This is a genomic window from Pseudomonas vancouverensis (assembly GCF_004348895.1).
Lineage (GTDB): Bacteria > Pseudomonadota > Gammaproteobacteria > Pseudomonadales > Pseudomonadaceae > Aquipseudomonas > Aquipseudomonas vancouverensis.
On record NZ_RRZK01000023.1, the window covers coordinates 91,940 to 107,072 of the forward strand.

12 protein-coding genes are annotated in these 15,133 nt (G+C 60.2%); 8 read left to right on the forward strand and 4 right to left on the reverse strand.

Annotation, left to right across the window (positions count from 1 at the left end):
- Window positions 1-32: 32 nt before the first annotated feature.
- Window positions 33-395: a response regulator gene (locus tag EIY72_RS17060; protein ID WP_093220596.1), complete on the reverse strand. Its 363-nt coding sequence runs from the start codon at window positions 393-395 to the stop codon at window positions 33-35.
- 258 nt (window positions 396-653) lie between these two features.
- On the opposite strand from EIY72_RS17060, the gene EIY72_RS17065 reads away from it, so the two are divergent.
- From EIY72_RS17065 to EIY72_RS17085, 5 genes are all read left to right on the forward strand, one after another.
- Window positions 654-4,145: a response regulator gene (locus EIY72_RS17065; RefSeq protein ID WP_093220601.1), complete on the forward strand. Its 3,492-nt coding sequence runs from the start codon at window positions 654-656 to the stop codon at window positions 4,143-4,145.
- The gene (locus tag EIY72_RS17070; RefSeq protein ID WP_093220606.1) at window positions 4,145-4,978 is read left to right on the forward strand and encodes a CheR family methyltransferase; all 834 of its coding nucleotides are present in this window, start codon (window positions 4,145-4,147) and stop codon (window positions 4,976-4,978) included. Before EIY72_RS17065 ends, EIY72_RS17070 begins: the two co-directional genes overlap by 1 nt.
- The gene (locus tag EIY72_RS17075) at window positions 4,975-5,568 is read left to right on the forward strand and encodes a chemotaxis protein CheB (protein ID WP_093220611.1); all 594 of its coding nucleotides are present in this window, start codon (window positions 4,975-4,977) and stop codon (window positions 5,566-5,568) included. Before EIY72_RS17070 ends, EIY72_RS17075 begins: the two co-directional genes overlap by 4 nt.
- Window positions 5,562-6,743: a hybrid sensor histidine kinase/response regulator gene (locus EIY72_RS17080; RefSeq protein WP_093220614.1), complete on the forward strand. Its 1,182-nt coding sequence runs from the start codon at window positions 5,562-5,564 to the stop codon at window positions 6,741-6,743. The genes EIY72_RS17075 and EIY72_RS17080 overlap by 7 nt, the downstream gene beginning before the upstream one ends.
- Before the next feature lie 77 nt (window positions 6,744-6,820).
- The gene (locus EIY72_RS17085; protein ID WP_093220619.1) at window positions 6,821-7,198 is read left to right on the forward strand and encodes a response regulator; all 378 of its coding nucleotides are present in this window, start codon (window positions 6,821-6,823) and stop codon (window positions 7,196-7,198) included.
- Window positions 7,199-7,201: 3 nt separating this feature from the next.
- Here EIY72_RS17085 and EIY72_RS17090 read toward each other — a convergent pair whose 3' ends face one another.
- From EIY72_RS17090 to EIY72_RS17100, 3 genes are all read right to left on the reverse strand, one after another.
- Window positions 7,202-8,872, reverse strand: coding sequence for a response regulator (locus EIY72_RS17090; RefSeq protein WP_093220623.1), 1,671 nt, complete (start codon window positions 8,870-8,872; stop codon window positions 7,202-7,204).
- Window positions 8,869-10,371, reverse strand: coding sequence for an ATPase domain-containing protein (locus EIY72_RS17095; protein WP_093220628.1), 1,503 nt, complete (start codon window positions 10,369-10,371; stop codon window positions 8,869-8,871). The genes EIY72_RS17090 and EIY72_RS17095 overlap by 4 nt, the downstream gene beginning before the upstream one ends.
- A gap of 115 nt (window positions 10,372-10,486) precedes the next feature.
- The gene (locus EIY72_RS17100) at window positions 10,487-11,542 is read right to left on the reverse strand and encodes a tetratricopeptide repeat protein (protein WP_093220633.1); all 1,056 of its coding nucleotides are present in this window, start codon (window positions 11,540-11,542) and stop codon (window positions 10,487-10,489) included.
- A 184-nt stretch (window positions 11,543-11,726) separates the two neighbouring features.
- On the opposite strand from EIY72_RS17100, the gene EIY72_RS17105 reads away from it, so the two are divergent.
- Genes EIY72_RS17105 through EIY72_RS17115 form a run of 3 tightly spaced genes read left to right on the forward strand, consistent with a single transcriptional unit; the run spans window position 11,727 to window position 15,016 of the window.
- Window positions 11,727-13,862: an FUSC family protein gene (locus EIY72_RS17105; RefSeq protein ID WP_093220638.1), complete on the forward strand. Its 2,136-nt coding sequence runs from the start codon at window positions 11,727-11,729 to the stop codon at window positions 13,860-13,862.
- Entirely contained in the window at window positions 13,852-14,052 is a 201-nt protein-coding gene (locus EIY72_RS17110; RefSeq protein ID WP_093220644.1) for a DUF1656 domain-containing protein, read from the forward strand. Before EIY72_RS17105 ends, EIY72_RS17110 begins: the two co-directional genes overlap by 11 nt.
- Window positions 14,053-14,056: 4 nt before the next feature.
- Window positions 14,057-15,016, forward strand: coding sequence for an HlyD family secretion protein (locus EIY72_RS17115; RefSeq protein WP_093220649.1), 960 nt, complete (start codon window positions 14,057-14,059; stop codon window positions 15,014-15,016).
- Window positions 15,017-15,133 lie beyond the last annotated feature (117 nt).

Sequence of the window (15,133 nt, forward strand, 5' to 3'; positions counted from 1 at the left end):
AGGGCGCCATTAAACCACAGGGAAAGGCGGGTTCAGCCAAGAATGCCTTTGACCTTGTCGCGCAACTGATCAATTGAAAACGGCTTCCCGATGACGTGCATGCCCTCTGGCACTTCAATGCTCTCGGCGTAACCGCTGGCAAACAGGATGGGCAGGTCGGGCCGCAGCCCTCGCGCATATATGGCCAGTTCACGGCCGTTCATGATCGGCAGGCCGACATCGGTCATCATCAGGTCGACGATTTGGCTGTCATTTTCGAGATGCAAGATTGCCTGCTCGCTGCCGTCAGCCTCCAGCACCTCATACTCCAGCTCCTCAAGCACATCGACGATCAGCATGCGCACGATGTTATCGTCTTCGACGACCAGGATGATGGGGGGCTTGGCGGCGGACATAGTGATTTTTCCTGAAATGGTGGGGGTGTCGGTCGAACGATATCGACGGCCTCTAGCATGAGTAAGTCGCCGATCCCGACAAGTTCCCGGCAAGCTGAAAAAAGAATCGCATTGCTCTGTCAGACAAGGATAACCCGTGCCTTTGAAACGTCGCAGCTGAATGTAGGACTTTGCCGAAAAATACGTCAGAAAATTGGATCAAAGTGGCGGTTATGGGGCAAACTCCTAGCATTCTGACAGTACGACAAGGCCTGCCCCATGAGCTCCGCGTCCTCGGTTGACGAGCAACGATTTCGAAAACTCCTGAGCCGCAACATCAGCCTGCCGTTGGGTCTGGGTGTTATCAGTGCGGTGTTCTTCGTATCACTGATCACCTATTTGCTGTCGACGATCCAGTGGGTTGAACACACCGATCGGGTGATCAATAACGCCAGTGAAGCGGTGAAGCTGACCGTCGACCTGGAAACCGGAATGCGCGGCTACCTGCTCTCCGGCGATGAGCATTTTCTCGACCCTTACGAAACCGCCAAGCCGCGCATCGGCGTCGCCCTCCAGACTTTGCTTGAACTGACCGCCGACAACCCGGTGCAGACCGATCGACTGCGGCGCTTGCAGGCACTGCATCAGGACTGGACGACGTACGCGCAGTCGATGATCGATTTGCAGCGCACCAGTGGCGACTATCGTTCTGCGGTGAAGGCCGGGCGCGGTAAGCGCCTGACCGATGAAATCCGCAAACAGTACGAAGATGTCATCGACACCGAGCAGCAACTGCGTACGACGCGCAATGAAGAAGTGCGCCGTACCACGGTCTGGAGCATCGGCCTGTACCTGTTGTTCATTGCCGGTGTCAGCGGTCTGCTGGCCTACACAGGGCGGCGCGACCTGCTCAACCTTTCGCAAAGCTACAGCGCCAACCTGGCGTCGCAGCAAGCCAGCGCCCGCCGTCTGGAACAGCAAGCCTGGTTGCGCAACGGACAAACCGAGCTGGCCGAGCAGGTTTTGGGGCAACTGAGCCTGAATCTGTTGGGGCGCAACATTCTGCAGTTCTGCGCGCAGTACCTCGGCACGGCGGTCGCGGCTATTTATGTGCGTGAAGAGCACGGCGGGTTGAAACGCATCGCCTCCTATGGTTTCTCCCGTGAACAGGAAGCCCTGGAGCAGCAGATCTACAGCGAAGAAGGCATCGTCGGGCAAGTCGCACAGCAGGCGCGGCTGATTCGTCTCGACGATGTACCCAGTGACTACTTCAAGGTCAGCTCTGGACTCGGCGAAGGCTTGCCGCGCAGCGTGCTGGTGGTCCCGACCAGCGACGATGACCGGGTCAACGGTGTGATCGAGCTGGGTTTCCTGCGTCCGCTGAGTGACCGTGACATCGAACTGCTGGAGCTGATTGCCGGCAACATTGGCACTTCCATCGAGGCGGCGCGCTATCGCCAGCGCTTGCAGGAAGTCCTGGCGGAAACCCAACAACTCAACGAAGAGCTGCAAGTGCAGCAGGAAGAACTCAAGACCGCCAACGAGGAGCTGGAAGAGCAGTCGCGGATTCTCAAGGAATCCCAGGCGCACCTGGAAACCCAGCAGGTCGAGCTCGAGCAGACCAACGAGCAGTTGGCCGAGCAGGCCGAGGTGTTGGCCGAACAGCGCGATGCGATGGACCTGAAGAACTCCGAGCTCAATCAGGCCCAGATTCAGCTTGAGGAGCGTGCCGTCGAGCTGCAACGTTCCAGCAAGTACAAATCCGAATTCCTTGCCAACATGTCCCATGAGCTGCGCACGCCGCTGAACAGTTCATTGATCCTGGCCAAGCTGCTCGCGGAAAACCCGGAAGAAAACCTCAGTGCCGAACAGGTGAAGTTTGCCGAATCGATTTATTCCGCCGGCAATGACCTGCTCAACCTGATCAACGACATTCTCGATATTTCCAAGGTCGAGGCCGGCAAACTGGAAGTGCGCCCGGAGAACACCAGCGTGGCGCGGCTGGTCGATGGCCTGCGCGGGATGTTCCAGCCACTGGCCACGGACAAGTCGCTGGATTTCCACGTCGAGTTGCAGGACGGCGCGCCGGCGATGATGTTTACCGACCGGCAACGCCTCGAGCAGGTGTTGAAAAACCTGCTGTCCAACGCGGTCAAGTTCACTGACAAGGGCCGCGTCAGCCTGACCGTGGCCACTGCGCCGAACGACGGTATTGCCTTTGTCGTGCGTGATTCGGGGATTGGCATTGCCACCGACCAGCACGAAAGCATTTTTGAAGCCTTCCGCCAGGCCGATGGCACCACTAACCGGCGCTTCGGCGGCACCGGCCTGGGCTTGTCGATCTCCCGTGACCTGGCGGCCTTGCTCGGCGGTTCCATCAGTGTCAGCAGCACACCGGGGCAGGGCAGTGTGTTTACCCTGGTGTTGCCGCAGCAATACGTCGAACCGGGCGAAGAACCTGTCGAATTGATGAGTGCCGCGCCGTCGCTTGACGCGCCAACCGTCACGCCACCGTCGTTGTCGCCCTTGATTGCCGAAATCGATATTCCGCGTTTCGACGATGACCGGCACAAAGGGCCGTTCACCGGCCGCTGCATCCTGGTGGTGGAAGATGAGGCCAATTTTGCGCACATCCTCTACGATCTTGCGCATGAACTGGGGTATCACTGCCTGGTGGCACACGGCGCCGACGAAGGTTACGAATTGGCGACGACCTTCATTCCCGACGCCATCCTGCTCGACATGCGCCTGCCCGATCATTCCGGGTTGACCGTGCTGCAACGGCTCAAGGAGCATGCCGAGACCCGCCACATTCCGGTGCACGTGATTTCCGTCGAAGACCGCGTTGAAGCAGCGATGCACATGGGCGCCGTCGGATACGCGGTCAAGCCTACGACCCGTGAAGAACTCAAGGATGTCTTTGCCCGCCTGGAAGCCAAGCTGACCCAGAAGGTCAAGCGCGTGCTGCTGGTCGAGGACGATGACTTGCAGCGTGACAGCATTGCCCGTCTGATCGGCGACGATGACATCGAGATCACCGCCGTCGGCCTGGCCCAGGAAGCCCTGGACCAGCTACGCACTTCCGTCTTCGACTGCATGATCATCGACCTCAAGCTACCGGACATGCTCGGTAACGACTTGCTCAAGCGCATGTCCACCGAAGATATCTGCTCGTTCCCGCCGGTGATCGTCTATACCGGGCGCAACCTGACCCGCGACGAAGAGGCCGAACTGCGCAAGTATTCGCGCTCGATCATCATCAAGGGCGCGCGCTCGCCCGAACGCCTGCTGGATGAAGTGACACTTTTTCTGCACAAAGTCGAATCGCGGTTGTCCCATGAACGGCAGAAGATGCTCAAGGTCGCGCGTAGCCGCGACAAAGTGTTCGAGGGTCGCAAGGTGCTGCTGGTGGATGACGATGTGCGCAACATCTTTGCCCTGACCAGCGCGCTGGAGCACAAGGGCGCGGTGGTGGTGATCGGCCGGAACGGTCGCGAAGCGATCGAGAAACTGAATGAGGTGGAAGACATCGATCTGGTACTGATGGACGTGATGATGCCGGAAATGGACGGCTTTGAAGCCACCGTGGAGATCCGCAAGGATCCGCGCTGGCGCAAATTGCCGATCATTGCCGTCACGGCCAAGGCCATGAAGGACGATCAGGAGCGCTGCCTGCAGTCGGGTGCCAACGACTACCTGGCCAAGCCCATCGATCTCGATCGATTGTTCTCGCTGATTCGTGTGTGGTTACCGAAAATGGAACGTATCTAGTGGAGCACAATTTCTCCGGGGAGCGCAGCAGCGAAATCGAGTTGCGCTTGTTGATCGAGGCGATCTACCTCAAGTACAGCTATGACTTTCGTGACTACTCCGGCGCGTCGATCAAGCGCCGGGTCCAGCATGCCCTGGCCCAGTTCGAGTGCAACACCATCTCGGCCCTGCAAGAGAAGGTCCTGCACGACCCGACGGCCTTCATGCAGCTTCTGCAACTGCTGACGATTCCGGTCAGCGAGATGTTTCGCGATCCATCGCACTTCCTCGCGATTCGCAACGAAGTGGTGCCATTGCTGCGCACCTATCCCTCGATCAAGGTCTGGATCGCTGGTTGCAGCACGGGGGAAGAGGTGTATTCGATGGCCATTCTGCTGCGCGAAGAAGGGCTGCTCGACCGCACCATCATTTATGCCACCGACATCAATCCGCGCTCGCTGGAGAAAGCCAAGCAGGGGATTTTTTCGATGGAGAACGTCCGCGCCTACACTGCTAATTATCAGCAGGCCGGCGGCCAGCGCTCGTTTGCCGACTACTACACGGCAGCCTATGGCTATGCGATTTTCGACAAGTCGCTGTGCGAGAACGTGACCTTTGCCGATCACAGCCTGGCGACGGACAGTGTATTTTCAGAAACCCAGTTAATATCTTGTCGTAACGTATTGATTTACTTCAATAAAAAACTGCAGGATCGAGCTTTCGGATTGTTCTACGAATCGTTGTGCCATCGAGGTTTCATGGTGCTGGGCAGCAAGGAAACACCGGATTTTTCAGCCTTCGGCAATCAGTTCGAGCCGTTGGTCAAACAGGAACGGATCTACCGTAAATCATGAACAGCGCAGCGGGCCTGCCCGCCATCGAAGCCATTGTGATCGGCGCCTCTGCCGGGGGCGTGGAGGCACTGCTGAACCTGCTTGGGCCGCTGCGTGAAGGTTTTGCGTTGCCGATCATTGTCGTCCTGCATTTGCCAGACGAGCGCCGCAGCCAACTGGCCGAGGTGTTTTCCCGGCGGGTTGCCATGCCGGTGTATGAAGCCAGCGACAAGACCCCGGTCGAAGCCGGCACACTGTATTTTGCCGCGCCGGGTTATCACCTGTCGGTGGAGCATGACCGCAGCTTTTCCTTGAGCCTGGAGCCACGGGTGCATCATTCGCGGCCGGCCATCGATTACCTGTTCGAGTCGGCGGCCGATGTCTACGGCGACGCGCTGGCGGCGGTCTTGCTGACGGGGGCCAATCACGATGGCGCGCGAGGCCTGGCTCAGGTCAAGCAGCACGGTGGCCTGACCATCGTGCAGGATCCGCAGGAGGCTCAAGTCGCGACCATGCCCCGGGCCGCGCTGAATCTGCACCAGCCGGACCACATTCTCCCTCTGGGCGGCATCGGCCGCCTGCTTGTCGAGCTGGAACGAATCGCATGCTAAGTAATATCCAGGCCAAACTGCTGATCGTCGACGATCTGCCGGAGAATCTGCTGGCGCTTGAAGCGTTGATCAAGCGTGAGGACCGCATCGTCTACAAGGCCTTGTCAGCTGACGAAGCCCTGTCCCTGCTGCTGCAGCACGACTTCGCCATGGCCATTCTCGACGTGCAGATGCCCGGCATGAACGGTTTTGAACTGGCCGAACTGATGCGCGGCACGGAAAAGACCAAGAACATCCCTATCGTGTTCGTCAGCGCCGCTGGCCGCGAACTGAACTATGCCTTCAAGGGCTATGAAAGCGGGGCGGTGGACTTCTTGCACAAGCCGCTGGATATCCACGCGGTGAAAAGCAAGGTCAACGTCTTCGTCGACCTGTATCGCCAGAGCAAGGCGATGAAAGAACAGGTGCTGGCCCTGGAGCAGAGTCGCCGCGAGCAGGAAGCCTTGCTCAAACAACTGCAGAGCACTCAGTTGGAGCTGGAGCAAGCAGTGCGCATGCGCGATGACTTCATGTCCATCGTCGCCCACGAAGTGCGCACGCCGCTCAATGGCCTGATCCTCGAAACCCAGTTGCGCAAGATGCACCTGGCCCGGGACAACGCCGCGGCCTTCACCCTCGACAAAATGCACGCCATGGTCGACCGCGACGAACGCCAGATCAAAAGCCTGATCCGTCTGATCGAGGACATGCTCGACGTGTCGCGCATCCGCACCGGCAAGCTGTCCATTCGTCCGACACAGTTCGATCTGTCGACACTGGTTCGCGACCTTCTACACAGTTTTTCCCAGCAGATCGATGCCGCCGAGGCTTCTGTCACCCTGATCGCCGAGCAACCGGTGATCGGCAGGTGGGATGAATTTCGCATCGAGCAAGTGGTGTCCAACCTGCTGACCAACGCCCTGCGTTATGGCGCCAGAAGCCCGATCACCGTCAGGGTCTACAGCGAGACAGGGCAGGCTCGGGTCGATGTACAGGACCAGGGCATCGGCATCAGCGAGGACAACCAGAAGCGTATTTTCCAGCAGTTCGAGCGGGTCTCGGCCAAACATGCCGTGGCCGGGCTGGGCCTGGGATTGTTTATTTCCGAACAGATTGTCACCGCCCATGGCGGTACTATTACGGTCCAGAGCCGGATTGGCGAAGGCGCCTTGTTTCGCGTTTGTCTGCCGCTGTAGGAAAACAGCCAGATAAACGCAACCTCTGAGCGACCCCACGGTCGTATCAGCAGCAATTGACCGAACAAAGGCTTCCCATGAGTGATGATGCACGAGACGTGGTACTGGTAGTCGAGGATGAACCTTCCATCCTGATGGTGCTGTCCACCTACCTGGAAGGCGAAGGCTATCGGGTGTTGCAGGCCGAAAACGGTGAGCAGGCGTTTGAGATCCTTGCCAGCAAACCGCACCTGGACATGATGATCACCGACTTCCGCCTGCCGGGGGGAATCTCCGGTGTGCAGATCGCAGAACCTGCGGTCAAGCTGCGACCGGAGCTCAAGGTGATCTTTATCAGTGGCTACGCCCAGGAAATCCGTGAGACGGACAGCCCGATCACACGCACGGCGCCGATCCTGGACAAACCGTTCGACCTGGATAAATTGCAGGAGCTGATGCAGGACATGCTCTCGTAAACATCAGGTCTTGATCATTTCCCGCACTTTCGCCGTCAACAGGTCGAAGGTGAACGGCTTGGTGATCATCTGCATGCCCGGGTCGAGAAACCCGCCGCGCACCGCCGCATGTTCGGCGTAGCCGGTGATGAACAACACCCTCAGGTCAGGTCGGTATTGCCGACCGATTTCCGCCAGTTGCCGGCCGTTCATGCCCGGCAGGCCGACGTCGCTGATCAGCAGATCGATGCGTTGCTCCGAATCGAGAATCGGCACCGCGCTGGCGCCGTCACAGGCCTCGACAAAGGCATAACCCAGCTCATTGAGCACGGTACTGACCAATACCCGTACGGCCGGGTCGTCTTCGACGATCAGCACTGTCTCGCCATTGCTGGCGAACGGTGACTGCTGGGTATCCTCGGACGTTTCCGAAGGCAGGTCACCGCCGAAGCGTGGCAGGAACAGGCTCACCGTAGTGCCGTTACCGACTTCACTGTGAATGGCGACATGTCCGCCCGATTGCTTGCTGAAACCGTAGATCATCGACAATCCCAGCCCTGTGCCCTGGCCGATCGGCTTGGTCGTGAAGAAGGGGTCGAACGCACGGTTGATGGTGCTCTGCGACATGCCACAACCGGTATCGGTGACGCGCAGGACCACGTAATCACCGGCGTCGAGGTTGCTTTGCGTCTGGGTGTACTGTGCATCCAGATGCTGGTTGTGGGTGCTGACCACCAACCGGCCGCCGTCGGGCATGGCATCCCGGGCGTTGATCACCAGGTTAAGCAGGGCGCTTTCCAGTTGATTGGGGTCGGCTTCGGCCACCCAGAGATTGTCATTGAGTTGCATGTCCAGGCGGATGCTTTCATTGATGCTGCGTTGCAGCAACTCGCCCATCGACACCACCAGGGTGTTCATTTCCACAGGTTTGGAGTCCAGCGACTGGCGGCGGGAAAACGCCAGCAGACGGTGGGTCAGGCTCGCCGCACGATTAGCCGAGGTCACACCCAGATCGATCAGGCTGTCGAGGTCTTCGGTGCGCCCCCGGGCCAGGCGTCGGCGCAACAGCTCGAGGCTGCCGATAATGCCGGTCAGCATGTTGTTGAAGTCATGGGCGATACCGCCGGTGAGCTGGCCGACCGCTTCCATTTTTTGTGACTGGCGCAACACTTCCTCGTTCTGCCGCAGCTGCGCGGTACGTTCTTCCACCTGCTGTTCGAGGGTTTCCAGCGTGCTCTGCAGACGCTGTTCGCTTTGGCTCAGGTCGATCAGGCGGTCCCTGGCTTCGTACTGGCGTCGACGCCCGCGCAAGGCGGTGGTGACCAGGCTGACCAGGGTCACCGGATGAAAGGGTCGTTCCAGAAAAGTCACGTTGCCCAGTTGCGGGCCGAGGCGGGACGCCGGGTTCTGTTCCGGACCGCCGTGGTGAGTCATCAATACGATCGGCAGGTCCGACCACGCCGGCTGCTGCTCGATCAGATGCAACAGCGGATCGAGGTCACTGTTGAGCAATGCTTCCGAAGAAATCAGCAGCAGCCCCGCACCCTGTTCAAGCTCACTGCACATGCCCGGCAGGTCGCGACAGACCATGCCGTCGAAACCCGCTTCGTTGAGCATCATCAGGGCAATCTGGCTGTCGCGTCCCAGCGGCGCAAGAATGATTGCGCGCTCGGACGTCACTGGCATCACCGTCATCGGACTTCGTCCGCGAGTAGCGGGCTGTCGGCACCCAGATAGGTGGGTACTCCGCGCAAGACACCCTGAAAGGCGTCCAGCGGCTCGCCGATGGTCATGCCTTGCGCACTGATGCGGTACTCACGGATGGTCGATTCATGGCTGCCAGTACGTTTCTTGATGATGGATATGGCCCGACGCACCTTGCCGAGCGCTTCGAAGTAGCGCAGCAGGATAACGGTGTCGGCCAGGTAAGTGATGTCGACCGGCGCCTGCATGTCGCCGACCAGACCATGCTGGGCAACGGTCATGAAGGTCGCGGCGCCTTGTCGGTTGAGGTACAGCAGCAACTCGTGCATGTGCAGCACCAGCGCGTTCTCTTCCGGCATGGCGGCCTGATAACCGTTGATGCTGTCGATGACTACTGTCTTGATGTCGCGCTGGTCGACGCAACGTCGCACCCGGTGGGAAAACTCGCCGGGCGACAACTCCGCCGCGTCGACCTGCTCGATCAGCAGGTTGCCGGTGTCTTTCAGAGCTTGCAGATCGATGCCGATGTGCTTCATGCGGTCGAACAGCAAACCCAGCTCTTCATCGAAAATGAACAGCGCGGCGCGTTCACCGCGGGTGACGGCGGCGGCAGCGAAAACCATCGAGATCAGTGATTTGCCGGTTCCGGCGGGACCGAGAATCAAAGTGCTGGAGCCGGTCTCGATGCCTCCACCGAGCAGGGCGTCCATTTCCGCGATACCACTGGTCAACTGTTGGCGGGTGTAGATGCCGCGATGCTCGGCGGCCACCAGTCGGGGGAACACGTGCACGCCGTCGGCCATGATGGTGAAGTCATGAAAACCGCCACGGTATTTCTGGCCGCGATACTTCACCACGCGAATCCGCCGGCGCTCGGCGCCATAGTTCGGGGTCAATTCTTCCAGGCGTATCACCCCGTGGGCGACGCTGTGCACGGTCTTGTCCAGCGATTCGGTGGTCAGGTCGTCGAGCAGCAGCACGGTGGCGTCGTACCGAACGAAGTAATGCTTGATCGCCAGGATCTGCCGGCGATAGCGCAGCGAACTCTGGGCCAGCAAGCGAATTTCGGACAGGCTGTCGAGCACCACACGGGTCGGCTTGATGCGCTCGACCACTTCGAAGATCTGCCGTGTGGCTTCGCCCAGTTCCAGGTCGGAGGAGTACAGCAGGGTCTGCTGTTGTTCGGCGTTGAGCAGGCTTTCCGGCGGCGTCAGCTCGAAGACATGGACGTTTTCGTCCATGTGCCAGCCATGGGACAACGCGCCCTGACGCAATTCGCGTTCGGTTTCCGACAGGGTGATGTACAACGAACGTTCACCGGCGCGGGCGCCCGCCAACAGGAACTGCAGGGCGACGGTGGTCTTGCCGGTGCCCGGTTCGCCCTCGAGCAGAAACACATGGCCGCGCGACAGGCCGCCGGCCAGGATGTCATCCAGGCCTTCAATACCCGTGGCGGCTTTGGTTTGGGTCAACTCGGTGGATATAGACAATGACTGCCCTCTCATTAACAGGGGGAACGGTGCAGCCCGGCGCATCAGGCATTATCGGGCTGCCTGTTCACTTGACCTTTGGTCGAGACGGCGGTTCAACGAAATGTGCGACGGATCAAAGCCCCTGTTGCAACGCGGGATCATCGGGATTCATCTGTTCGAGCTGCGCCAACAGGACCTGAACGTTCTGCAACTGGCCGCTTTCTTTCCAGTAGTTGATCAACAGCACCCGGGCCTTGCGGTCATTGGGATGGCGCTGGACGATCTCCTGCAATTGCTTCTGTGCCGCTTCCAGCTCCTCTTCGTCGTGCAGGGTGGTGGCGAGGTCGTAGCGGTATTCCTTGTTGTCCGGCTCCAGCTCAACGGCCTTCGACAGGCCAAGCAGGGCAAATTCACTTTGCCCGTGGTGCAGCAGCCAGAGCCCCAGGGCATGTTGCAGATAAGCCGAGTCGGGTTGCGCCTGCAGCTGTTTGGCCAGCAGTTGCCGGGCGGCGTCGCTTTGCCCGAGGCGGTCGAGCACGTCGATCTGCATCACCAGTGCCGGCAAGTTGGCCGGGTTGAGCCGCAGCGCACTGTCCAGCGCCTGTTGCGCCTCTTTCAGCTCGGCGTTGTGCAGATGCAGGCGGGCAAGCTGATATTGGTTCTCGGTGCTGTCCGGCTGGCTCTTGAGCACCTGCTCCCAGGCGTCAACGGCCTGTTCCAGCGGGCCGAAGTACAAGCCCAGGTCATCCGGTGACAAGCCCAGCAGCGCGTTGACCGCAGCCAGGCGCACGCTTTGCTCGCCATCGTCGAGCATCGGGCCGAGCAACAGGCTGCGCTGGCCGTTGGGCACCAGGCCGCTGATGCTCTTGATGGCCGCGATGCGCACTTCGGGGGCTTCGTGTTGCAAGTCGGCGTCCGCCAGCTTCAGGGCCACGGAACTGGGGTAGTTGGGCAGCTCGGCGTGCAGCCAGACGCGCCGCTTGGGCGACAGGTCCGGGCGCGCCAATTGTTGATACAGCACCCGTGCCGCTCCCGGTTGGCCGGCGCGGGCGGCGTCCAACGCTTCGGTGAAGCCGCGCTTGATCGCTTCTGGCACCACTGGGGTAGTGCTGCGCAGCGCGAACCAGGCAAGGCCGATGACAATCAGGGCACAGAGGCCGATCAGCAGGTAGCGGCGGGGCTTTGGCATGCAGAATCCGAAAGTTTGCGAGCTATTGCAAAGCCGCAAGCTTCGGTCAGGCCGGGCGCTGAGTCAAACCCTGACGACGTTCGATAGGTTTGAAGATGTTTTCCTGCTGCGCGGCGCCCATGAAAGCCGTCGAGCCGACGAAGCAATGACTACGCTTGCTGGAAGTGATTCGACGAGTGCGCCCATGCAAGGCTTGTTGCAGTACTTCAAGGCGATACTAAACCCCGGTCCCGGGGTATTGCTGTTTGCCCTGAGAACCATCGCCGCCGGGCTGTTGACCCTTTACCTGGCCTTCCTGTTCGACCTCGAACAACCCAAGTGGTCGATCATGGCTGTGGTCATCATCAGCCAGCCGCTGGGTGGCATGGTGCTGGCGCGCAGTTTTGGCCAGGTGATCGGTACCAGCATGGGAGCGGTGGTCGCCGTGCTGACCATGGCGATTTTTCCCCAGGCGCCACTGCCGTTCATTATCACGCTGGCCTTGTGGCTGGCGCTGTGCACCGCCGGCGGCACGTTGCTGCGTTACACCAGTTCCCAGGCATTCGTACTTAGCGGCTACACGGCGGTGGTGATTGCGCTGCTGGCGATACCCGATCAGGACGGCACCTTCCTGCTGGCGGTGACCCGGGTCACCGAAACGTTGCTGGCAGTGGCCTGCGTCTGCGTGGTCAGCCTGCTCACCGCGCGGCCGGAGGCTGTGGCCCGGGATTACTTCACTAAAATCGATCAGATCACCAAGCTGCTCGCCACCCATGCCAGTGCAGTCATTCGTACCGAAGAGAGCGAAGCGCAATTCAATCAGCGGCAAATGCAGTTGCTGGGGCAGATCAGTGCATTGGAAGGTGTGCGCCGGCATTTGTATTTCGATGCACCACGCCTGCGCAGTGCCAACGCGCTGGTGCAGTTGCTGGGCAATCAGCTGGTGTTGCTGACGGCACGGCTCACGGCGTTGCGCCACCAGCGGTTGTTGCTGACCGAGCGTTGGGAGGGCGAACTGCCTGAAGAAGTCCAGCAATTGCGTGGCGAAGAGCTGGCTTTTCTCGACGAGTTGGCGCAACAGGGGCGTTCGCTGCCCAGTGAAAAGCGCCAGCATTTCGCCTTGCTGCAACAGCGTTTCGATGCGCTGGCCTACAAAGCCGAGCAATTGACCGAATCGATGCCGGCGACGTTGCGCTCGCTGGCCTGGTCGCTGCGCTGGGAGCAGGCGCGAATGCTGGCGCAACTCGAGCAGATTCTCGAATTGAGCGACGCCATCCAGAGTGGCCGACCGGCCAGCAGCATGTTCCGCGGTCAGGAAAATCCGCTGCACCTGGACTACACCCTGGCCACCATGAATGCCATCCGCGCGTTTTCAGCGCTGATGATCTGCGGGCTGATCTGGATCGAAACCGGTTGGGACGGCGCACGTGCCGGCATGGTCCTGGTGGGGATCCTCTGTTCGCTGATGTCGACCTTTCCACGGCCGTTGCTGGCCGTGCAAAGTTATGCGCGCGGCTTTGTCCTGGCGTTGCTGGCCTCGGCACTGCTGCAGTTCGCCTTTGTGCCGATGATCAGCAATTTCGAATTGCTAGCGCTGGTGCTTGCACCCTTGCTGTATGCCGTTGCAGTAGGGCTGGCCAGCCCGCCGACCACCGGCACTGGCATGGGCCTTGGGTTGACTACGTTTCTGCTGCTCGGCCCGATCAATACCGGTTTTGGTCAAAACAGCGCATCCCAGTGGTTCGAATTTGCCGGCGCGTACACCTGCGCCACGGTGCTGGCGCTGAGTGTCTACGCGTTGATTTTTCCGTTCCGGCCTGATCTGCGCATGCGCCGCCTGCACCGGGAAAACTGCGAGCAGGTGCATGCCTTGCTCCAGACCTCGGCCACCGATAAGCAGCAGTTTGCCTTCGAAAGCATCATGGTCGATCGCCTGACCATGATGCTCGGGCTGCTGCCGGCCACTCAGGAAGAGCGTTCGCGCGAGCTGTTTCAGGTCAGCCTGGGCTGCATGGCCGTGGGCATCGCCCTCAATCAGCTGCGGCAGCAGGGGCAGAGTAACCGCTTGCTGCCTGCATCTGTACGCAGCCGTCTGTTTGCAGCGGTGGAGGACACCGGGCAACTGATTGCCGGGCGTTCCGGGATAACCCCTGACGAGCTGTTGCGTAACCTGCACACCTTGGGCGACGAGCTTGACGCCTTGCACTCAACAGTTCACGACGATCTATGGTCGGTGTTCCGCATGCGCGTGGCGTTGCTGCTGGTGGTGTCGTTCGTTGAGCGGCATCGGCGGTATCTTGAACCTGCACCTGACGAAGGAGTGCCTGTCCTTGCCCATTGATCTGGAAATAGGCGGCGCCTATCTGCCACCGATCGCCCAGGCGTTGCTGCTGGGGTTGCCGATTTTTCTGTTGCTCGACTGGTGTTTGCGGCGCCTGGGGGTGTTGCGCTTTGTCTGGCACGAGGCGTTGTTCGAAGGCGCGCTGTACGTCTGCGTCTGCGCAACGCTGGTTCTGGTCATGGGAGCTTGATGCCTTGAAGAACATTCTTTCCCGTCTGTCGACAGTCGCCGTGGTGCTGTTGGCCTTGATCCTCGGCTGGTTTGCCTGGGAGCATTACACCCGCGCACCCTGGACCCGCGATGCGCGGGTGCGGGCCGATGTGGTGACCTTGTCCGCCGACGTGTCGGGGCGCATCGTCAGCCTGAGCGTGCAGGACAATCAGCATGTCAACAAAGGCCAGGCGCTGCTGCAAATCGACCCGGCGCGCTACACCCTGGCGGTGGAACATGCAAAACGGGCGGTGGAGGTGGCCAAGGCCTCGCTGGGCCAGGCCCAGGCAACCATCACCGCCAGCGAAGCCTTGCTCAAGCAGCGCGAGAGTGAAGAACACCGGCGGCGCACGCTCAAGGATCGTTCGGCGATTTCCGGCGAAGAGTGGGAAAAAGCCAACACCGATGTGTCGGTGGCCCAGGCCGACCTGCTGCGCAATCAGGCCAATCTGGTGCTGGCCCAGGCCAACGTGCAACTGGCGGTCGCCGCCTTGACCCAGTCCGAACTGGACTTGCAACGCACCCAGGTCGTCTCGCCGGTCACCGGTTACGTCACCAATCTGCTCACCCGCGAAGGCGACTATGCCACCGCGGGTGGACCGCTGCTGGCGCTGGTGGACAGCGACTCGTTCTACGTCAGCGGTTACTTCGAGGAAACCAAGTTGCCGCGCATTGCCGAAGGCGACCGGGTTGATATCGAGTTGATGAGCGGCGAGCGTTTCGGCGGCAAGGTACAAAGCATCGCGTTCGCCATCGCCGACCGGGAAAACCTGCCGGGCGGGCGCCTGTTGGCCAGCATCAACCCCAGTTACACCTGGGTGAAACTGGCGCAGCGGGTACCGGTGCGGATCGAGATCGACGCCGATTATGCTGCCAAGGACAAGTTGCGGGCGGGGACGACGGCTACCGTGACCGTTGAAGAAAACCGCAAAACAGAAAAATAAAAGGTTGGTAGGCGCTCGCTCTACGGGGGGATTTTAAAAGCAAAAAAAGCCCTGCGACCGAATGAGACGCAGGGCTAAAGAATTGGTTGGTTGCGGCCAACCAAAGGAGCTCTTGGG